The 19,685-nt window shown below is 73.2% G+C and carries 14 protein-coding genes and 1 riboswitch; of the genes, 8 read left to right on the top strand and 6 right to left on the bottom strand.

The features are described 5' to 3' along the window. Positions 1 to 73: 73 nt before the first annotated feature. From BLW47_RS03140 to BLW47_RS03125, 4 genes are all read left to right on the top strand, one after another. On the top strand, positions 74 to 3,034 hold the full coding sequence (locus tag BLW47_RS03140; RefSeq protein WP_091551100.1) for an alpha/beta fold hydrolase: 2,961 nt from the start codon (positions 74 to 76) through the stop codon (positions 3,032 to 3,034). After that, on the top strand, positions 3,034 to 3,912 hold the full coding sequence (locus BLW47_RS03135) for an ABC transporter permease (protein WP_091551098.1): 879 nt from the start codon (positions 3,034 to 3,036) through the stop codon (positions 3,910 to 3,912). Before BLW47_RS03140 ends, BLW47_RS03135 begins: the two co-directional genes overlap by 1 nt. Positions 3,913 to 3,979: 67 nt before the next feature. After that, positions 3,980 to 4,118, top strand: a riboswitch (SAM riboswitch). Positions 4,119 to 4,129: 11 nt separating this feature from the next. Next, positions 4,130 to 5,422 (top strand): threonine synthase, encoded by a 1,293-nt coding sequence (gene thrC, locus BLW47_RS03130; RefSeq protein ID WP_091551095.1) that lies wholly within the window; start codon positions 4,130 to 4,132, stop codon positions 5,420 to 5,422. A 318-nt stretch (positions 5,423 to 5,740) separates the two neighbouring features. After that, a complete protein-coding gene (locus BLW47_RS03125) occupies positions 5,741 to 6,739 on the top strand; it encodes a GNAT family N-acetyltransferase (protein ID WP_091551092.1) in 999 nt (332 codons plus the stop codon). Here the strand turns inward: BLW47_RS03125 and BLW47_RS03120 are convergent. Continuing rightward, complete coding sequence (locus BLW47_RS03120) at positions 6,736 to 7,182, bottom strand: hypothetical protein (RefSeq protein ID WP_091551089.1); 447 nt, start codon at positions 7,180 to 7,182, stop codon at positions 6,736 to 6,738. The genes BLW47_RS03125 and BLW47_RS03120 overlap by 4 nt on opposite strands. A gap of 86 nt (positions 7,183 to 7,268) precedes the next feature. Between BLW47_RS03120 and paaN the strand changes: the two genes are divergently transcribed. Then, positions 7,269 to 8,942: a phenylacetic acid degradation protein PaaN gene (gene paaN / locus BLW47_RS03115; RefSeq protein ID WP_175543477.1), complete on the top strand. Its 1,674-nt coding sequence runs from the start codon at positions 7,269 to 7,271 to the stop codon at positions 8,940 to 8,942. A gap of 39 nt (positions 8,943 to 8,981) precedes the next feature. Here the strand turns inward: paaN and BLW47_RS03110 are convergent, their stop codons facing one another. Beyond that, positions 8,982 to 9,500: a GNAT family N-acetyltransferase gene (locus BLW47_RS03110; protein ID WP_425435314.1), complete on the bottom strand. Its 519-nt coding sequence runs from the start codon at positions 9,498 to 9,500 to the stop codon at positions 8,982 to 8,984. A gap of 424 nt (positions 9,501 to 9,924) precedes the next feature. Here BLW47_RS03110 and BLW47_RS03105 point away from each other — a divergent pair, with 424 nt between their 5' ends. Beyond that, the gene (locus BLW47_RS03105; RefSeq protein ID WP_091551083.1) at positions 9,925 to 10,128 is read left to right on the top strand and encodes a cold-shock protein; all 204 of its coding nucleotides are present in this window, start codon (positions 9,925 to 9,927) and stop codon (positions 10,126 to 10,128) included. Positions 10,129 to 10,847: 719 nt separating this feature from the next. Further along, the gene (gene groL, locus BLW47_RS03100) at positions 10,848 to 12,470 is read left to right on the top strand and encodes a chaperonin GroEL (RefSeq protein WP_091551081.1); all 1,623 of its coding nucleotides are present in this window, start codon (positions 10,848 to 10,850) and stop codon (positions 12,468 to 12,470) included. Between the two features lie 99 nt (positions 12,471 to 12,569). Here groL and BLW47_RS03095 read toward each other — a convergent pair whose 3' ends face one another. The 4 genes from BLW47_RS03095 to BLW47_RS03080 all read right to left on the bottom strand — a co-directional run bounded on the left by BLW47_RS03095 (position 12,570) and on the right by BLW47_RS03080 (position 17,775). After that, positions 12,570 to 12,806 carry a hypothetical protein gene (locus tag BLW47_RS03095; protein WP_091551078.1) on the bottom strand — a complete coding sequence of 79 codons (237 nt, stop codon included), beginning with the start codon at positions 12,804 to 12,806 and terminating at the stop codon, positions 12,570 to 12,572. 89 nt (positions 12,807 to 12,895) lie between these two features. After that, positions 12,896 to 14,350 (bottom strand): sugar porter family MFS transporter, encoded by a 1,455-nt coding sequence (locus tag BLW47_RS03090; protein ID WP_091551075.1) that lies wholly within the window; start codon positions 14,348 to 14,350, stop codon positions 12,896 to 12,898. A gap of 39 nt (positions 14,351 to 14,389) precedes the next feature. Further along, positions 14,390 to 15,313 carry a GNAT family N-acetyltransferase gene (locus BLW47_RS03085; RefSeq protein ID WP_091551073.1) on the bottom strand — a complete coding sequence of 308 codons (924 nt, stop codon included), beginning with the start codon at positions 15,311 to 15,313 and terminating at the stop codon, positions 14,390 to 14,392. 44 nt (positions 15,314 to 15,357) lie between these two features. After that, positions 15,358 to 17,775: a S8 family serine peptidase gene (locus tag BLW47_RS03080; RefSeq protein ID WP_091551070.1), complete on the bottom strand. Its 2,418-nt coding sequence runs from the start codon at positions 17,773 to 17,775 to the stop codon at positions 15,358 to 15,360. Between the two features lie 66 nt (positions 17,776 to 17,841). Between BLW47_RS03080 and BLW47_RS03075 the strand changes: the two genes are divergently transcribed. Then, positions 17,842 to 19,671, top strand: coding sequence for a glycerol-3-phosphate dehydrogenase/oxidase (locus BLW47_RS03075; protein WP_091551068.1), 1,830 nt, complete (start codon positions 17,842 to 17,844; stop codon positions 19,669 to 19,671). Positions 19,672 to 19,685 lie beyond the last annotated feature (14 nt).

The raw sequence follows: 19,685 nt of genomic DNA, 5'->3' as shown, positions 1-19,685 counted from the left end.
CAGGTCGACACCGACGAGGGGCGCTGAGAGACTTCTCAGGCACCGGTCGGCCCGGTGGCCGTAACGTGTCGGCATGCCTACCCCGCTGTCGGCACGGCTTCGCCGTGCCCTGCCGCGGATGACCCGTCGCCGGGTCGTCACCGGCTCGGTGCTGCTTGCCCTGCTCGTCGGCGCGGTCGTCTGGGCGGTGTGGCCGGAGTCGAAGGCGTACACCGCCGAGGAACGCATGATCACCGTGCGCTCCGGGCCGGGCGGTGACGAGCCGGTCGACCTGGACACCACGTTCTACCTGCCGAAGGAGGCCGGGCCCGGCCGGAAGGTGCCGGCGGTGCTGCTCGCGCACGGCTTCGGGGGCACGAAGCGCACCGTCAGGACCGACGCCGAGGACCTGGCCGGGATCGGGTACGCGGTGCTGACCTTCACGGCGCGGGGCTTCGGCCGCAGCGGCGGGCAGATCCACCTGGACCACCCGGACTACGAGGTACGCGACGCGCAGCGGCTGCTGGACTGGCTCGCCGCCCGCCCGGAGATCCGCACCGACGCCGCGGGGGACCCGCGGGTGGGCGTGGTCGGCGGCTCGTACGGCGGCGGGCTGGCGCTGCTGCTCGCGGCGCAGGACAAGCGGGTCGACGCGATCGTCCCGATGATCACCTGGAACGACCTGGCGCGCGCCTTCCTGCCCGAGTCCACGGGGGGCCAGCCGGTGAACGGGGTACTCAAGAAGGGCTGGGCGGGACTCTTCTTCGGCAGCGGATCGGCCGGGCCGGGCGGCATCGGCGGCTTCGGCAACCTCGGCACACCGGAGCCGCCCGGCGTGGACCCGGGCGCCGCCGGCGGCGGGGCGGGCGCCCCGCCGTCACCCGCGCCGACCGGGAGCCCGGCGCCGGGGGTGCGCCCGCCGTCGCCGGCCCCCCCGGCCAGCCCGGGCGCGACCGCGCCGCCGGGTCGGGTCGTCCCGCCCGGCAACCGCGGCGTCGACCCGCAGTGCGGCCGCTTCGCCCGCGAGGTCTGCGAGGCGTACCTGCAGATCGGCGCGACGGGGCGCGGCACCGAGGAGGCGGTCGCGCTGCTGCGTCGCTCCAGCCCGGCCGGGGTGCTCGACCGGATCAAGGCCCCGACGCTGCTGATCCAGGGCGCGGCCGACACCCTCTTCCCGCTGGCGGAGGCGGATGCCAACGCCCGCGGCATCGCCGCGAACGGCACGCCGGTGCGGGTCGCCTGGTTCACCGGGGGGCACGACGGCGGCTCCGGGCCGGACTCGGACCGGGATCGGCTGAAGTACCTCACCGCGCAGTGGCTCGGCCACTACGTCAAGGGGGAGGGGCCGGAGCCGGACCGGAGCTTCACCTGGTCGCGGATCGCCGGCTTCAACGCGCTCGACCGCGGGCTGGTGGCCACCGGCTACTCCACCGCCGACTATCCCGGCCTGGCCGGTCGGGCCACCCAGGGCGTGATCGTCGGCGGACAGCCGCAGTCGATCGCGAACCCGCCCGCCGGCAACCCGGCGGCGATCTCGTCACTGCCGATGGCCCAGGGACTCTCGTCGCTGCTCGACGGGATCGCCGGCGACCTGGCGGGGCAGCACGCGCGCTTCGACTCGCAGCCGCTGGACCGCCCGGTCGACGTGGTCGGCGCGCCCACCGTGACGATCCGGGCCGCGTCGCCGACCGGCGAGGCGGTGCTCTTCGTCAAGCTCTACGACGTCGATCCCCAGGGCGGGTCGACGCTGTCCAGCGGGCTGATCGCGCCGGTCCGGCTGACCGGCCTGCCGACCGACATCGCGCAGGCGCGGCCGATCACCGTGACGCTGCCGGCGATCGTGCAGCGCGTCGAGGCCGGCAACCGGCTGCGCGTCGTGGTCGCCACCGCCGATCAGGGGTTCGCGACCCCGTCGGAGCCGGCGGTCTACACGGTCGGGCTCGGGGACGGCAACACCGCGACGGTCGCGCTGCCGACCGTGCCGGGCGACCCGATCGCCACCCCGGGCGTGCTCTGGCGCTGGGTGCTCTTCGGTCTGCTGGTGGCGATCGCGGTGGGGCTCGCCCTGGTCCTGCTGGTCGTGCGGCGGCGGCACCGCCGCACCGACACCTCGGTGACCCCGGAGTACGCCGACACCCCGCTGGTCGTCCGGAACCTCCGCAAGGAGTACGCCGACGGCTTCGTCGCGGTGTCGCACGTCGACTTCACGGTCGACCGGGGCCAGGTCGTCGGGCTGCTGGGGCCGAACGGCGCCGGCAAGACGACGACGCTGCGGGTGCTGATGGGGCTGACCCAGCCGAGCGCCGGGGAGATCTACGTCTTCGGGCGCCGGCTGGTCCCCGGCTCGCCGGTGCTGTCCCGGATCGGGGCGCTGGTCGAGGGGCCCGGCTTCCTGCCGCACCTGAGCGGGCTGGAGAACCTGCGCTCGTACTGGCGGGCGACCGGGCGGTCGCTGGAGGACGCGCACTTCGAGGAGGCGCTGGAGATCGCCGGGCTCGGCGAGTCGGTGCACCGGAAGATCAAGACGTACAGCCACGGTATGAAGCAGCGGCTGGCAATCGCCCAGGCGATGCTCGGCCTGCCCGAGCTGCTGGTGCTCGACGAACCGACCGACGGACTCGACCCGCCGCAGATCGCCGAGATGCGCCGGGTGCTCAAGCGGTACGCCACCGGTGGCCGGGCGGTGCTGGTCTCCAGTCACCTGCTCGCCGAGGTGGAGCAGACCTGCACGCACGCGGTGGTGGTGAACAAGGGCGCCATCGTGGCGTCCGGGCCGGTCGCCGAGCTGGTCGGCGAGTCGCCCAGCGTCCACCTCGACGTGTCGGACGTCGAGGCCGCGCAGCGGGTGCTGGAGCGGCTGGCCGGGGTCCGCACGACGGCCACCGAGGGCGGCACCGGGCTGGTCGTCGACATCGACGGCCGGCAGCGCAGCGAGGTGGTGGCCGAGCTGGTGCACGCCGGGATCGCGGTGGACCGGGTGATGCCGCGGCGCCGGCTGGAGGACGCGTTTCTCGCCCTGGTCGGCGAGAGCTCTCGGGGAAGCGGGGACCGCTGATGTCCGTACTGCACGATGAGGCGTCGGCGGGGGCGGCGGCCGGCTATCGGCCGCACGCGACGCTGTCGGTCTGGACGGAGTTGCGGCGGCAGGCGTCGCGGCGCCGCACCCAGCTGGCGCTGGGGTTCATGGTCGTGCTGCCGTTGATCGTGCTCGCCGCGTTCCAGTTCGGTGGCAACGGCGACGAGGACAACGGGCGCGGCGAGTTCGGCAGCCTGGTCGAGATGGCCACCTCCGGCGGCCTCAACTTCACGCTCTTCTCGATCTTCGTGTCGGCGTCGTTCCTGCTGGTGGTGATCGTCGCGCTGTTCTGCGGCGACACGGTGGCGAGCGAGGCGAGCTGGGGCAGCTTGCGGTACCTGCTGGCCATCCCGGTGCCGCGGGCCCGGCTGCTCGCGGTCAAGCTGGTCGTCGCGCTCGCGTACTCGGTGCTCGCCCTGCTGCTGCTCGCCGGCACCGCGCTGCTGGTCGGCACCCTGCGCTACGGCTGGAGTCCTCTGCGCAGCACCATCGCGGCGGAGATCCCGGCCGGCGAGGGGGTGCTGCGGCTGCTCGGCATCCTCGGCTACCTCGCGGTGATGCTGATGATCGTGGCTGGGCTGGCGTTCCTGCTGTCGGTCTCGACCGACGCGGCGCTCGGCGCGGTCGGCGGCGCCGTGCTGCTCTGGATCCTCTCCAGCATCCTCGACCAGATCACCGCGCTCGGGGCGCTGCGGGACTTCCTGCCCACCCACTACAGCACCGCGTGGCTGGGGCTGCTGTCGACGCCGATCCAGACCGACGACATCGTCCGCGGCTGCATCTCGGCCATCTGCTACGCCACCCTCTTCTGGTCGCTCGCGTTCTGGCGCTTCACCCGCAAGGACGTCGTCTCGTAAATCACACCTCGAGAATCCCTCTCGGGATCGCAACCCGCAGGTCGTAGACTCTGCGGCACAACTGAATACCTCATCCAGAGGGGCTGAGGGATACGGCCCGATGACGCCCCGGCAACCACTTCACGCGACTCGACGGCGAGGCCACGTGAGGCAGGTGCCAAATCCGTCCCCCGTCGCGCAATGCGGCGTGTGGGGAAAGATGAGAGGAAGGCCTCTGATGACGTCGATTCTCGACGGACGCGACACCGACGCCCCGGTCTCCGCCAGCCCCGCCCGTGCCCTGGTCTGTCGCGGCTGCGGCGCCGAATACCCGCTCGCCGCGCAGCACGCCTGTTACGAGTGTTTCGGCCCGCTCGAGGTCGGCTACGACCCCGCGGCGCTCGCCCGGGTGACCCGCGCGCAGATCGAGGCCGGCCCGCAGAACCTCTGGCGCTACGCCGGGCTGCTCCCCGCCGGCCAGGACCCGGCCAGCCGGGTGACCCTCGACCCCGGCCTGACGCCGCTGGTCGCCGCGCCCGCGCTCGCCGCCGAGCTGGGCCTGCGGGCGCCGCTGTGGGTCAAGGACGACAGCGCCAACCCGACCCACTCGTTCAAGGACCGCGTCGTCTCGGTCGCGCTGACCGCCGCCCGCGGTCTCGGCTTCACCCGCTTCGCCTGCGCCTCCACCGGCAACCTGGCCAATTCGGTCGCCGCGCACGCGGCCCGCGCCGGGGTGCCGTCGATCGTGTTCATCCCCGGCGACCTGGAGCCGGGCAAGGTGGTCACCACCGCGGTCTACGGCGGCGACCTGGTCGCGATCGACGGCTCGTACGACGACGTCAACCGGCTCTGCAGCGAACTGGTCGAGACCGACGAGTTCGAGGACACCGCGTTCGTCAACGTGAACGTCCGGCCGTACTACGCCGAGGGCTCGAAGACGCTCGGCTACGAGGTGGCCGAGCAGCTCGGCTGGCGGATCCCCGAGCAGGTGGTGATCCCGATGGCGAGCGGCGAGCTGTTGACCAAGGTCGACAAGGCGTTCAGCGAGCTGGTGGAGATCGGCCTGGTGGAGGCGCCGGCCAACGGCTGGCGGGTCTTCGGCGCCCAGTCCGCCGGCTGCAACCCCATCGCGACCGCGCTGCACGACGGCAGTGACGCGATCACCCCGGTGAAGCCGACCGGCATCGCGAAGTCGCTGAACATCGGCGATCCGGCGGCCGGCCTGTACGCCCTGGAGGCGGTGCGCCGGACCGGCGGCTGGATGGACTACGCCACCGACGAGGAGATCCGCGAGGGCATCCGGCTGCTGGCCCGCACCACCGGGGTCTTCGCCGAGACCGCCGGCGGGGTGACGGTGGCCGTGTTGAAGAAGCTGGTGGAGAGCGGCCGGCTGGACCCGGACGCCGAGACCGTCGTCTACAACACCGGCGAGGGGCTGAAGACCATCGACGCGGTGGCGTCGCAGGTCGGCCCGACGCACCGGGTGAAGCCGTCGCTGCGGTCGGTGCGCGAGGCGGGGCTGCTCGGATAGCGCTACCGGCGTCTCATCAGCTGACGGCCGACGTACCGGCGCCTGTTCGGCCCGGCGGCCTGTGCAGGGCGTAGTCGTCCATTTGCCATAGGTTGAGAAAACTCGCACACCCGGACTTGACGTCGGCTTCAGGGAGACGCAGGATGCTGCGTGCGGGAGGACGCATCGCCGTAAGGACCCGACCAGAGCTTGGCAACAATCTCACCCGGGCTTCCAACGACCCAGCGCCGGAGGCGCTGTGCGAGCGTCCTCCCGACCAACGTTTCGCGGCCGAGTAAATCGGTGGCGACCGCGTCGCCGCACCGGCACGCTCGACGCATGGACATCGCCGTCGCCGCCATCGATCCCGCCGATCCCGTCGCCGCCGAGCAGGCGTACGGCATCGTCGCGGCCGGCACCGCCGCCGACCTTCCCGATTTCCCGCCGGTCTGCCGCCAGCACTTCTTCGGGCGGCTGCGGCATGACCGGCCGAGCACTCGCTTCGAGCGCGCGTTGGCGTACGCCGGGGGTGTGGCGGCCGGATTCCTGGTGCTGCAGCTGCCGCAGCGGGACAACCTCGACAACGTCGTGGTGGATTTGACCGTGCACCCCGGGAGCCGGCGGCGCGGCGTCGGGCGGGCGTTGCACCGGTACGCCGTCCGTCGGGCCCGCGAGCTGGGGCGCAAACGGCTCGTCGGAGCCGCCGTGGAGGGGCCCTCCGGTGGCAGCGCCTTCGCGGCCGCGGTCGGCGCGGTGCCGGCGCTCGCGGAGGTGCGCCGGCGGTTGGACGTCTCCCGGGTGGACTCGCCGGCGCTGTCGGAGCTGCTCGCCGCGAACGCGCCGCGCGCCGCCGGCTACCGCGTGGTGCGGTGGCACGGCGCGGTGCCCGAGGAGTACGTCGAGGACGTCGCTTATCTCGACGCGCGGCTCTCCACGGATGCGCCGAGGGGCGAGCTGGCCTGGGAGCCCGAGCAGGTGGACGCCGTCCGGGTGCGCGAGACCGAGGAGGCGATCGCCGCGTGGGGCCTGCGGATGTACCACTCGGGGCTGCGGCACGAGGCGTCGGGCCGGCTCGTCGCGTGGACCACTCTGGAGCTCGCCGCCTCGACCGACTGGCACGCGTTCCAGGGGATCACCATCGTGGATCCGGGCCACCGCGGGCACCGGCTCGGGCTGATCGCGAAGGTCGAGAACCTGCGGTACGTGCTGGCGCACGAGCCGGCGCTGACCGTGGTGGACACCTGGAACGCGGCCTCCAACGAGCACATGATCGCGATCAACGAGGCGCTGGGGTTCCGCCCGGTGGACCGGTGGGTCCACTGGCAGCAGCCGATCTAGCCGCGCGTCACCGCGGCGCGCAGTCGCGTTGCCCAGGGGCGCAGCGGGCGCTCGCCGTAACCGCCGGCGTCCAGGCCGGCGTGCCGCTCCAGGACGTTGCGGCTGAAGAAGTCGCCGGTCAGCGCCGCGGAGTAGGCGCTCGCCGCCCAGTAGACCGGCCAGTAGAGCGGGCCGAGCAGCGCGTAGTGGGTGACGTGCCGGCTCTCGTGCGCCACCAGCGCGGGGTGCTCCGAGAGCCAGCCGGCGGTGGTGCGGGTGAAGATCACCGACCCGATCGTGAAGAGTGGCTGCTTCGGCGCCGGGAAGCGGTAGCCGCCGGCCAGCAGCACCCCGTCCGGGCCGCGCCGCAGCGCGGTCCGCGCCGCGAGCGCCAGCGCCAGCCCGACGACGCTGGTGCCGTTCGCCCAGGTGAGCGCGGTGCGTAACACCTGCGGTCCCGCCATGCCCCGAGCATGGCACGCGACCCCGTGCCGGCGCTGATGATCACCGGTCCTCGCGCGTGTGACGGCGGGGATGCATGATGACTGGCATGACGGAGACCCCGCACCCCCTGTACGCCAAGCATGCCGACACCCTCGGTCGGGCGCTGACCGCGATCGCCGAGCGCGGCTACTGGTCGGCCTACCCCGAGTCGCCCAGCCCCCGCGTCTACGGCGAGAACGCCGCCGCCGAGGGCGAGGTCGCCTTCCGGGCCTACCTGGGACGGGACTTCCCGCTCGACCAGCCCGGCGCGCGGGACCGGGTGGCCACCGAGTCGAGCCCGTTCGGCGTGGACCTGGACGTGCGCTACCCGCACGGCGACCCGGACGCGCTGATCGCCGCGGCCACCGCCGCCCTGCCCGCCTGGCGCGACGCCGGCCCGGCCACCCGGCTCGGCGTCTGCCTGGAGATCCTCGCCCGGCTGCACGCCAACATCTTCGAGCTGGCCAACGCGGTGCAGTTCACCAGCGGACAGGCCTTCGTGATGGCGTTCCAGGCCGGCGGCGCGCACGCGCTGGACCGGGCGCTGGAGGCACTGGCCTACGCGTACGCGGAGATGACCTGGCACCGCGGCACCGCCGACTGGGAGAAGCCGGCCGGCAAGGGCGACCCGCTGCGGATGACCAAGACCTTCCATGTGGTGCCGCGGGGCGTCGCGCTGGTGATCGGCTGCAACACGTTCCCCACCTGGAATTCGTATCCCGGCCTCTTCGCCTCGCTGGCCACCGGGAACCCGGTGATCGTCAAGCCGCACCCGCGTGCGGTGCTGCCGCTCGCGATCACCGTGAGGTACGCCCGAGAGGTGCTCGCCGAGGCCGGCTTCGACCCGAACCTGGTGCTGCTGGCGCCCGAGGCGCCGGGCGAGGGGCTGGCGTCGACGCTCGCCACCCGCCCCGAGGTGAGGATCGTCGACTTCACCGGCTCGACCGAGTACGGCGACTGGCTGGAGGCGAACGCGCGGCAGGCGTCGGTCTACACCGAGAAGGCCGGCCTGAACACGGTGGTCATCGACTCCACCGACGACTTCGCCGGGCTGTGCCGCAATCTCGGCTTCACGTTGACCCTCTACAGCGGCCAGATGTGCACCACCTCGCAGAACCTGTTGATCCCGCGGGACGGCATCGAGACCGACCAGGGGCACAAGAGCTTCGTCGAGGTGGCGGCGGGCATCGCGGCGGCGGTCGGCAAGCTCACCGCTGACCCGGCGCGCGGCGTCGAGCTGACCGGCGCGATCGTCAACGACGGCGTGCTGGAGCGGCTGGAGGAGGTGACCAAGGTCGGTGAGCCGGTGCTGGAGTCCCGGCCGGTCGAGCACCCGTCCTTCCCGGGCGCGGTGGTGCGTACCCCGACGATCGTGCAGCTGGACGCCGCCGACACCGGCACCTACTCCCGCGAGTGGTTCGGCCCGATCTCGTTCGCGATCGCGACCGACTCCACTGCGCACAGCCTGGAGATCCTCCGCTCCACGGTCGGGGAGAAGGGCGCGCTCACCGCGGCGGTCTACTCCACCGACGAGGCGGTGCTGGACGCCGCGGAGTCGGTCGCTCTGGAGGTCGGGGTGCACCTGTCGTGCAACCTCACCGGCGGCGTCTTCGTCAACCAGTCCGCCGCCTTCTCCGACTTCCACGGCAGCGGCGCGAACCCGGCGGCCAACGCCGCGCTCACCGACGGCGCGTACGTTGCGAACCGGTTCCGGATCGTCCAGTCCCGCCGGCACCGCTGACGTCGCGACGAGGGCCCTTCCGGCGTCGCGGAGGGGCCCTCACGCCATCCGGCGCATCTGCAGCTCGGTCAGCGTCGGGACGGTGGGGTGCGGCACCCGCACGCCGGTGTCGACGAACCCGATCCGACGGTACGCCCGGTAGGCCCGGTCGTTGCCGACCACCACCTCCAGCAGCAGCTCCGGCCGGCCGACCGATTTCGACCACGTCGCCACCGCCTCGACGAGCGGGCCGAGCAGGCCGCGTCCCCGCCAGGCCGGCGTGATGTAGACCGCGAAGATCACGGTGATCGTCGGATCGTCCGGCGCCACCAGCCCGCCGGCGTGCGCCACCAACCGCCCGTCCGCCTCCGCGACGAACTGCGCGGCCTCGTCGCCGACCGATAGCCGGGCCACCCGGGACGCGAACTCCCGGTGCGGGCGGGCCGCCGCCTCGGCCAGCGTCTCGATGAAGGCGAGCGGCGCGTCGGCGAGCATCTCGAGGCGCAGCGCGCGCATCCGTCCGGCATCCGCCGCACGGATGCGGCGTACGGTCACCCCCGCTCCGGTCACGCAGATCATGGTGGCATGCCGCCGAGGTCGCGGGTCGGGGGCAGGCCGGTTACCCGTCGGTCAGCCGCGGCGGTCGAGCACCGACCACGCCGTGAGACCGCCGCCCCCGGCCGGGCGGCCGGGGGCCCCGGCGTGAACGCGCGTCGATCTCCGGGCCCGTGTCGGCGTGCGGCTCGACCCCGTTCCGGACGGCGTTTCAAACAGACCATGACCGATCAATGACAGTGTCACCGGTCCGGCTTCGACGAACAGGACAGGCAGGCCCAGACTGTCCTTTTTGGGGTAGTGCGCCGCTGGGAGACCTCGTGTAGCGTGCGGTTTCGGCCGCTGTTTTCGCCGGACCATCACGGGCCGCGGACCGGCGGCTCCGGCAAGCGAACGCTCCTGCCGGGGGTTGTCGCGACCCAGCACCATCGAAGTGAGGAAGTGCACCGTGGCACAGGGCACCGTGAAGTGGTTCAACAGCGAAAAGGGCTACGGTTTCATCGCGGTCGACGGGGGGGAGGACGTCTTCGTCCACTTCTCGGCCATCGAGATGGACGGTTACAAGGCGCTCGATGACGGCCAGCGCGTGGAGTTCGAGATCGCGCAGGGTCAGAAGGGTCCACAGGCCGAGAAGGTCCGCGTTATCGCCTGAGCCTCACGGCTCCATGATCGGCGCAGGGTGTCGGTCCTCACGACGTGAGACCGGCGCCCTCGTTCGTACTCGGCCCCGTCCGGCGCGTCCGGCTCGGCGCCGCGCTCCGGTACGGCCTGCGGCGCTGCCTGGCGACGGTGGGGCTGGAGCCCGCGGCGCGTTCTGATCGTCACCGTCGGAATCTGCGGTTGTGCCTGCCCGGCATCTGTCTCGCGTTCGCGCTGAGTCTGGTCGGCCCCGCTGTGCTTCTTCGACCGAGCGGTCCGATGTCATCGGCCGATCGTTCCGCCTGTTTCATGACCGGATCCGCATCGTGCGCGACCGGGCCGGCGTCGTTACCGCGGACAGCTCCTCGGTCCCGTCGTCATGTACGCCGAGCGGCGCGGCCGGGAGCTCCGGTGACCGCGGCCCGCCCCGCGGACGAACTCGGATGAGCCGGGGGTTGCGGGCGCTCCAAGCGGCTTGCACTCGGCAGGGGAGAGTGCTAAACAAGTCATTGGCACTCGCACTCGGTGAGTGCCAATGGTCGGGGCGGTGGGGCCACGGTCGCGGACTTCCAGAAGGAGCGAGCGACGCGGGCCGGTCGTCGCGGGCTATCCGGCCCGGCCGGCGGACGTCACTGTCGCCAGGTAGTGACGTCCGAAGGTGCGTAAAGCAGGCGGCATCGGCGGGCCCGACAGGGGCCCGGGTGCCGCGAGCGTCCAGGAGGACAACGCCGTATGGCCAAGATGATCGCGTTCGAAGAGGAGGCGCGCCGCGGCCTCGAGCGGGGTATGAACACCCTCGCCGACGCCGTTAAGGTGACGCTGGGCCCCAAGGGCCGCAACGTGGTGCTCGAGAAGAAGTGGGGCGCCCCCACCATCACCAACGATGGTGTGAGCATCGCCAAGGAGATCGAGCTCGAGGACCCCTACGAGAAGATCGGCGCTGAGCTGGTCAAGGAGGTCGCGAAGAAGACCGACGACGTGGCCGGTGACGGCACGACGACGGCGACCGTCCTCGCCCAGGCGCTGGTCCGGGAGGGCCTGCGCAACGTCGCGGCCGGCGCGAACCCGATGGCCCTGAAGCGGGGCATCGAGGCCGCCGTCGGCGCCGTGGCGGAGGAGCTCGCCAAGCTCGCCAAGGACGTCGAGACCAAGGAGCAGATCGCCTCGACGGCGTCGATCTCCGCCGGTGACAGCACCGTCGGTGAGATCATCGCCGAGGCGATGGACAAGGTCGGCAAGGAAGGCGTCATCACCGTCGAGGAGAGCAACACCTTCGGCCTGGAGCTTGAGCTCACCGAGGGTATGCGCTTCGACAAGGGCTACATCTCGGCCTACTTCATGACCGACCCCGAGCGGATGGAGGCCGTCTTCGACGAGCCCTACATCCTGATCGCGAACAGCAAGATCTCCTCGGTCAAGGACCTGCTGCCGATCCTCGAGAAGGTCATGCAGTCGGGCAAGCCGCTGGTGATCATCGCCGAGGACGTCGAGGGCGAGGCCCTGGCCACCCTGGTCGTCAACAAGGTGCGCGGCACGTTCAAGTCCGTCGCCGTCAAGGCCCCGGGCTTCGGCGACCGCCGCAAGGCCATGCTGAACGACATCGCCATCCTCGCCGGTGGCCAGGTCATCAGCGAGGAGCTCGGCCTCAAGCTCGAGGCCGCCGGCCTCGACATGCTGGGCCGCGCCCGCAAGGTCGTCATCACCAAGGACGAGACCACCATCGTCGACGGTGCCGGTGACGCCGAGCAGATCCAGGGCCGGGTGAACCAGATCCGCGCCGAGATCGAGAAGAGCGACTCCGACTACGACCGCGAGAAGCTGCAGGAGCGCCTGGCCAAGCTGGCCGGCGGTGTTGCGGTGATCAAGGTCGGCGCGGCCACCGAGGTCGAGCTGAAGGAGCGCAAGCACCGCATCGAGGACGCCGTGCGCAACGCGAAGGCGGCCGTCGAGGAGGGCATCGTCCCCGGTGGTGGCGTCGCGCTGGTGCAGGCCGGCAAGACCGCCTTCGACAAGCTGGACCTCGTCGGCGACGAGGCGACCGGTGCGCAGATTGTCCGGCTCGCGCTGGACGCCCCGCTGCGTCAGATCGCCGTCAACGCCGGCCTTGAGGGTGGCGTCGTCGTGGAGAAGGTCCGCAACCTCGAAGCGGGTCACGGCCTCAACGCCGCGTCCGGCGAGTACGTGGACCTGCTCAGCGCGGGCATCATCGACCCGGCCAAGGTGACCCGTTCGGCGCTGCAGAACGCGTCGTCGATCGCGGCCCTGTTCCTCACCACGGAGGCCGTGGTGGCGGACAAGCCGGAGAAGACCCCGGCCCCGGCCGGTGCGCCGGGCGGCGGGGAGATGGACTTCTGATTCCACCAGGAATCAGGTGACCACCTGTTCCACGTCGAAGGGGCGGGCCGCGTCAGCGGTCCGCCCCTTCTTCATGTCGCCGCACCGCCGGGCCGTGCCCTAGTGCCGTGGCTGGTTATGTCTCTTCTCCGCCCGGGACACGCTCTCCGGCACCTGCCGCACCGGCGCGTCCACCAACTCGATCGATTCGTCGAACCCGACCTCGTCCAGATCGTCCGGCTCGACCGTGCCCGCGTAGTCGAGCCGGCCGCCGGCCGCCTCCGTGGACGGCGTCCCCACGAGGTGGGCCCGGGTCGCGGTGTGGAGATCGTCCGGCGGTTCCTTGTCGTTGGCCATGACCGCCTCCTTCCCTCGTCACCGTAGGTGACCGTCCAGAGCCGCTACGGCCGAACGGGGCTATCGGCGGCAACGCGCGCCGCGTCCGGTTACATCTCCTCCAGTTCGCGCCCCTTCGTTTCGCGTACCGCGCGGAGCACGAAGATCAGAGCAAGCGCGGCGAAGAGCGTGTAAAGGCCGTACGCGAAGGTCAGGCCGAGGTCCGCGAGCACCGGAAAGCTGGTGGAGACCAGCCAGTTGGCGACCCACTGGGCGGCCGCGGCGACCGCCAGCGCGGTGGCCCGGATCCGGTTGTTGAACATCTCGCCGAGCAGCACCCAGACGACCGGACCCCAGCTCATGCCGAAGGCGACGACGTAGAGATTGGCGGCGACGAGCGCGATCTTCCCGACCGTCGGGTCCAGCGTGAGGCTCGCGCCCGACCCGGTGGCGGTGCTGAAGCACCAGGCGAGGACACCGAGCGTGACGACCATGCCGCTCGCGCCGATCACCAGCAGCGGCTTGCGCCCGATCCGGTCGATCAGCGCGATCGCCACCAGCGTGGTGACGATGTTGGTGATGCTGGTGATGACGCTGGTCAGCAGCGCGTCCGATTCGGAGAAGCCGACGGCGCGCCAGAGCGTGGTCGAGTAGTAGAAGATGACGTTGATGCCGACGAACTGCTGGAACACCGAGAGCAGGATGCCGACCCAGACGATCGGGAGCAGGCCGAAGCGCGGGCCGCGCAGCTCCGACAGGTGCACCTTCTGTTCGCCGCCCGCCAGCGACCGACTGATCTCGCGCAGCCGCGCGTCCACATTGCCCCCGACGAACCGGGCCAGCACCCGACGCGCCTGGTCGAGGTGGCGCTGCTTCACGAGGAAGCGCGGCGACTCGGGGATCTGCAACGCCAACACGCCGTAGACGACGGCCGGGATCGCCGCGGAGACGAACATCCAGCGCCAGGCCGCGCCGCCCCACGGCACCGGCTCGGCGGCGCCGCCCGCGACCCGCGCGAGGGCGTAGTCGACGAGCAGCGAGATGAAGATGCCGAGCACGATGGCGAGCTGCTGCAGCGATCCGAGCCGGCCGCGCAGCCCGGCCGGCGACATCTCGGCGATGTACGCGGGCGCGATGACGCTCGCCGTGCCGATCGCGAGCCCGCCGACGATCCGCCATACCGCCAGGCTGACCGGGCCTACCGCCAGCCCGGATCCGATCGCGCTCACCGCGAACAGGGCGGCGGCGATGAGCATGACCCGGACCCGGCCGACGCGGTCGGCCAACGGGCCGGCGAACCAGGCGCCCACCGCGCAGCCGAGCAGCGCCGACGAGACAACGAAGCCGAGCAGCCCGGCGGACATGTGGAACTCGGCCTCGATGGCGTCCACGGTGCCGTTGATGATCGCCGTGTCGTAGCCGAACAGGAAGCCGCCGAGGGCGGCCGCGCCGGAGACCAGAACGACGGCGCCGTGGTGGGTCGGCTCGGCCCCGCTGTCGCGGGGTGCGGCGGAAGAGGACGTGTTGGAGAGGTCGCCGGTGGCGTCGCGTCGGTCCGGATCCACACCTTCATCCTGTCGTACAAATCGGATGTGTCTGACTAACTACAACTCTTTGCGATACAGGAAAAACACCCGGCGGATCCATGCCCCGGCGTTGTCCGCGTAAAACTCCACCGGCCCCACCCAGCCGATCTCCGCGCGCGCCTGACCGGCCGCGTGCTGGTCGCGCAGACACCGCCGCAGCAACACCCCGCCGATCCCGAGTCCCCGCGCCGCCGGCGCCGTCCCCATCGGCCCGAACCAACTCGGCCGGCACGACCCGTACGCGGCGAACCCGAGCAGCTCGCCGTCGCGTTCCGCGAGGTGACACCCCGCGCCCGGCCGCGCCACCGAACCGGCCAGCTCCCCGGCCCACGAGCCGCCGAAGGCGGTGTCCGCGAACGCCGTGAGCGCCGGCAGGTCGTCAACGGTCGCCGCCCGGACCGTCACCCCCGCGGCGGCGAGCCGCCGCTCGGCGGGGGCGGTCGGCCGCCGCGCGGGCGATTCCGGCGCCGACAGCTCGGCGGTCATGTTCCACGCCGTACGCTCGTGCCCGTAGCCCAGCGCCAGCGCGGCGCAGACCGCCGGGGTGTAGCGCACGTCGATCCCGGGCCACGCGTAGTGCGGCGGGTTCCCGGCCAGCCACACGTCGGTGACGCCGCGGGCCGCGAGCGCCGACTCGGCGCGGCGCAGCAGCGCCCGGGCGATGCCGCGCCGGCGCGCCGCCGGATGCACGGCGACGAGATCGATGTGGCCCGCCGACGCGTCGCGCCGCCCCACCGAGGCGAGCACGACGCCGCGCAGCGCGCCGCCGACCAGCGCGGCGAACCCGAACGCCCGGGCCGACCCGGCCCCGCCCCACAGACACGACACGATCTGCGCGGCCTCGGTCGCGTCCTCCGGCAGGTCCAACGCCGCGCCGCACAGCGCCACCACGGCGGGCAGGTCGGCGTCGGTCAACTCTTCGATCGAGAATTCGGGATCCATGGCCGCCGACCATAGGGAGTCGGCGTGGGCTTGGCGAGGGGGCGTCAGCCGCGGGCGGCCCGCACCGCCGCGTACGCGTCGACCAGACCCGCGCCGTCGACGTTGCCGGTCGGGCCGCACCCCTGCCCGCTCGTCACCGGCGTCACGGTGCCGGTGAGGAGCTGACGGGTGCGCGGCAGGTCGCCGATGAGCCGGGGGTTCGCCGACCACATCAGCGCGACCACCCCGGCGACGTGCGGCGTCGCCATCGACGTCCCGTCGAGCCGGGCGTACCCGCCGCCGGGCATCGCCGACAGCACGTCAGCGCCCGGCGCGACCAGGTCCGGCTTCACCGACCCGTCCGGGGTGGGCCCGCGGCTGGAGAAGTCGGTGACCCGGCGCCGCGCGTCGACCGCGCCGACCGTCAGCACGTCCTCGTAGATCGCCGGTGGATCCTCGACCGACCCGCAGGACGGCCCCGTGTTGCCGGCGGCGGCCACCACGAAGATCCCGGCGGCGGCGAACGCGGCCGTGGCCGGGGCCAGCGCGCGCGGGTCGCAGCCCTCCATCGGTGGGCAGCCCCACGAGTTGGTCAGCACGTGCGGGGCGCGCTCCGGCCGACCGTCGGCGAACGCCTCGCCGCCGGGCGGGAACGGCGCCAGCATGAACTGTAGACAGTCCAGGTAGCGGGCGGGATTGCCGAGATTGCGGTCAAGGTTGACGCAGCCGACCCAGCGCGCGCCCGGCGCGACGCCGACGTGCGCGGCGCCGACCGCGGAGCCGAGCGTGTGGGTGCCGTGGCCGGCATGGTCGGTCGGGGTACGGGTGCCGTTCCACGGGTCGTACCAGGAGTCGTCGCCGCCGCGGAAGCCGGCCGCGAGCGCGGGGTGGGCGCCGTCCACGCCGGAATCCGACGAGCCCACGACGATCCCCGAGCCGTCCACGCCGAGCTCGGACCGGACCCGGTCGGCGCGGATCATCGTGACGTTCCAGGGCGGGGCGGAGGGCCCGGCCTCCCCGCCGCGTTCGGTCGGGGGCGCGGCCGGCAGCGGCCGGAGCTGCTGGCTGAGCAGCACCCGGTCCACGTCGGCGCGGCGGGACAGCCAGGCGCGCACCGCCGGGCCGCCGTCCACCTCGATCGCGTTGACCAGGTAGTAGGGCCGGTAGTCCAGGCGCCACCGGTCCAGATCGCGCCGCAGCCCCGCCTGGGAGCGCTGCGCGTGCGCGACCAGCCGCCGGTAGACCTCGGCGACCCGCGCGTCCCGGCCGACCTGCCCCGGTGGGCCGCCCACTCCCAGATCCGCGATACCGCTCAGGTCGGCTTGCGCCTTCAGCACCACGAAGAGCTTCTCGCCGTGCAGCCCCGGCTGGCCCGCGCCGACGTACACCCCGGCCGCCCCGGCGAGCACGGCCGCGACGGTCAGCGCCCCGACCGCCCGGCGGGGTGCGGCCGGGCGGCGTCGACCGAACACGCCCGCGTACCCGAGGGCGAGCCCGAGCGCGACGGCGAGGGAGCCGGCGGCGGCGACCGCCACCCAGAACGGCACGTCGCGCCCGATCGCGAGGACCAGGGAGATCTCCTCGGGATCGGCGAAGGCCAGCGGACCGAGCGCGGCGGGCCCGACCAGCCAGCCGACCGGGGCGGGGCCGCCGCCCCGGGACAGCGCGGCCGCCGCGAACGCCGTGGCCGGCAGGACGAGCAGCGCGGGCAACTGCGCGCCGCTCTGCCCGGCGCCGGCGGCGACGAGCGACAGCGCGACCCCGGCGACCAGACCGCCGAGCAGGACCAGCCGGACCGCCGGCCGTCCGGACCCCCCGTCGTACGCCGCCCAGAAGGGCCGGTCCAGGATCGCCGCGGCGAGCCAGCCGAGCGCCGCGGCCGCCGCGACCGCGAGCGCGGTCTCGGTCAGGCCGCCGAGCGCCCCCAGCGCCAGCCAGGGCAGCAGCAGCGCCAGCCCGGCGGCGAACGCGAACAGGGCTGGCGTCGCCGGCTCCGCCGCCCGGTGTTCGTCGCCCTCGGGACTGCTCTGCGGGCCCCGGCCGGCGGGCCCGCCGCGCAGCCGGCGTACCGCCAGGGCGCCGCCGGCGGCGACCACCGCCAGCGCGGCCAGATAGAGCTCGTGCCGGGCCGGCGGGATGGCCCGCAGCAGGCCGAGCGCGCCCAGCGCGGCGGCACCGAGCGTCCAGGCGCGACCGGCGGCGCGTACCCCGGCCGCGCGCGGCAGCACGGCGAGCAGCCCGGCCGGCAGCCCCACCACCAGCGCGTCGAGCAGACCGGTCAGCGGCCGGGTCCAGGCTGGCTGATCGACCCCCATCGTCAGCAGCAACTGCTCGACGAGCCAGCCGCCGGCCTGGGTGGTGACCGTGAACACGACCGCGCCGAGTCCGATCAACGCTGCCGCGACCACCGGCCACGGGTTGCTCCGGGGCGCGGGCGGCGGCATCACCGGTGGTGGCGGCAGGTACGGAGGGCCGGGGTGCATGCCGGACACAGTACGACGGGGTCGACAACCGATGAGATCTGCCGATGCGGGGGATACCGTGGAGGCGTGCGTGATCCTGCCGTTTCCCGGTACACCGCCGGCCAGCTCTCGGCCCAGCGCCGCGCCGACGACCTGCGTCGCCTGCGCGGCGAGCGCTTCGACGTGCTCATCATCGGCGGCGGGGTGACCGGCGCGGGCGCCGCCGTCGACGCCGCCGCCCGCGGCCTCAAGGTCGCGCTGGTCGAGGCGCGCGACTACGCCGCCGGCACGTCCAGCCGGTCCAGCAAGCTCATCCACGGCGGCCTGCGCTACCTGGAGCAGCTGGAGTTCCATCTCGTGCACGAGGCGCTCACCGAGCGCGGGCTGCTCGCCACCCGGCTCGCGCCGCACCTGGTGCGACCGGTGCCGATCCTGGTCCCGCTGCCGGCGGGCGAGGGGGTCGCCGGACTCCCCGGCCGGGCCTGGCGGCGGTCGTACTACGGCACCGGGGTCGCGGCGTACGACGCGTTCGCGGGTCTCTTCGGCGGCGGTCGGGGGATGCCGCTGCACCGGCACCTGACCCGCGAGGGGGCGCGGCGGATCTTCCCGAGCCTGCGCCCGGAGGCGCTCGCGGGGGCGATCCGCTACTACGACGGGCAGGTCGACGACGCGCGCCTGGTGGTCACGCTGGCCCGCACCGCGGCGAGCCTCGGGGCGGCCGTGGTGACCAGCGCCCGCGCGGTCGGCCTGAAGCGTCAGGCGCGCGAGGTGACCGGTGTCCGGGTGCGGGACATGGAGGCGGCCCCCGGCTCGCCGGACGCCGAGTTCGAGGTGAGCGCGCGGACGGTCATCGCCGCCACCGGGGTGTGGAGCGACGACCTGTCGCGGATGCTCGGCGACGTCGGGGTCCGGCCGGGGCTGCGGGTACGGGCCTCGAAGGGCGTCCACCTCGTCGTGCCACGTTCGGCGATCACCGGGGAGGCGGGGCTGATCCTGCGTACCCCGACGTCGGTGCTCTTCGTCATCCCCTGGGGCGGGCACTGGATCATCGGGACCACCGACACCGACTGGCAGCTGGACCGGGCGCACCCGGCGGCCTCGGCGCGCGACATCGACTACCTGCTGGAGCAGGTCAACACGGTGCTCGACCGGCCGCTGTCCACCTCGGACATCGAGGGCGTCTACGCCGGACTGCGGCCGCTGCTCTCCGGCGAGGCCGAGTCGACGTCGAAGCTCTCCCGCGAGCACGCGGTGGTCGAGCCGATGCTCGGGCTGCTGCTGGTCGCGGGCGGCAAGTACACCACCTACCGGGTGATGGCCAGCGACGTCGTCGACCGGGCGGTGCGCCGGCTCGGGATCGACCGCCCGTCCCGCACCGCGGATCTGCCGCTGCTCGGCGCCGACGGGTTCGCGGCGATGTGGCGAGACCGGGCGGACCTGGCGCGGCGGCACGGCGTACCGGCCGGCGTGGTCGAACACCTGCTGGAGCGGTACGGCTCGCTCACCGTCGAGCTGCTCCGGATGATGGCGGCGGACCCGCTGCTGGCCACTCCGGTCGCCGGCGCCCCCGAGTACGTGGCCGCCGAGATCGCGTACGCCGCCCGGGCGGAGGGGGCGCTGCACGTCGACGACGTGCTGACCCGGCGCACGCGGATCTCGATCGAGACCGTGCACCGCGGGTCGGAGTCCGCCGAGCACGTCGCGGAGATCATGGGTTCCGTGCTGGGCTGGGACGCGGCGGTGCGCGCCCGCGAGGTGGAGCACTACCGGGCGCGGGTGGCGGCCGAGCGGGAGTCGCAGCAGATGCCCGACGACGCCACCGCCGACGCGGCCCGGATGGGCGCCCACGACGTGCGCGGCTTCGCCGCCGACCGCGCCGCCGACAGCGGGCCCGTCGAGCTCCCCTCGCCGCAGTAGGTCCGCCGATAGGG

It is taken from the genome of Micromonospora pattaloongensis, from assembly GCF_900107255.1.
Lineage (GTDB): Bacteria > Actinomycetota > Actinomycetes > Mycobacteriales > Micromonosporaceae > Micromonospora_I > Micromonospora_I pattaloongensis.
Note: the sequence above shows the minus strand (reverse complement) of the source record. Positions and strands in the feature narration are given on the sequence as shown.

Coding starts and splice junctions, on each gene's coding strand:
- BLW47_RS03110 (WP_425435314.1), bottom strand. CDS start 9,500: ATGATCTGCGTGACCGGAGCGGGGGTGACCGTACGCCGCATCCGTGCG.
- BLW47_RS03135 (WP_091551098.1), top strand. CDS start 3,034: ATGTCCGTACTGCACGATGAGGCGTCGGCGGGGGCGGCGGCCGGCTAT.
- BLW47_RS03080 (WP_091551070.1), bottom strand. CDS start 17,775: ATGCACCCCGGCCCTCCGTACCTGCCGCCACCACCGGTGATGCCGCCG.
- BLW47_RS03140 (WP_091551100.1), top strand. CDS start 74: ATGCCTACCCCGCTGTCGGCACGGCTTCGCCGTGCCCTGCCGCGGATG.
- groL (WP_091551081.1), top strand. CDS start 10,848: ATGGCCAAGATGATCGCGTTCGAAGAGGAGGCGCGCCGCGGCCTCGAG.
- BLW47_RS03085 (WP_091551073.1), bottom strand. CDS start 15,313: ATGGATCCCGAATTCTCGATCGAAGAGTTGACCGACGCCGACCTGCCC.
- thrC (WP_091551095.1), top strand. CDS start 4,130: ATGACGTCGATTCTCGACGGACGCGACACCGACGCCCCGGTCTCCGCC.
- BLW47_RS03125 (WP_091551092.1), top strand. CDS start 5,741: ATGGACATCGCCGTCGCCGCCATCGATCCCGCCGATCCCGTCGCCGCC.
- paaN (WP_175543477.1), top strand. CDS start 7,269: ATGACGGAGACCCCGCACCCCCTGTACGCCAAGCATGCCGACACCCTC.
- BLW47_RS03095 (WP_091551078.1), bottom strand. CDS start 12,806: ATGGCCAACGACAAGGAACCGCCGGACGATCTCCACACCGCGACCCGG.
- BLW47_RS03120 (WP_091551089.1), bottom strand. CDS start 7,182: ATGGCGGGACCGCAGGTGTTACGCACCGCGCTCACCTGGGCGAACGGC.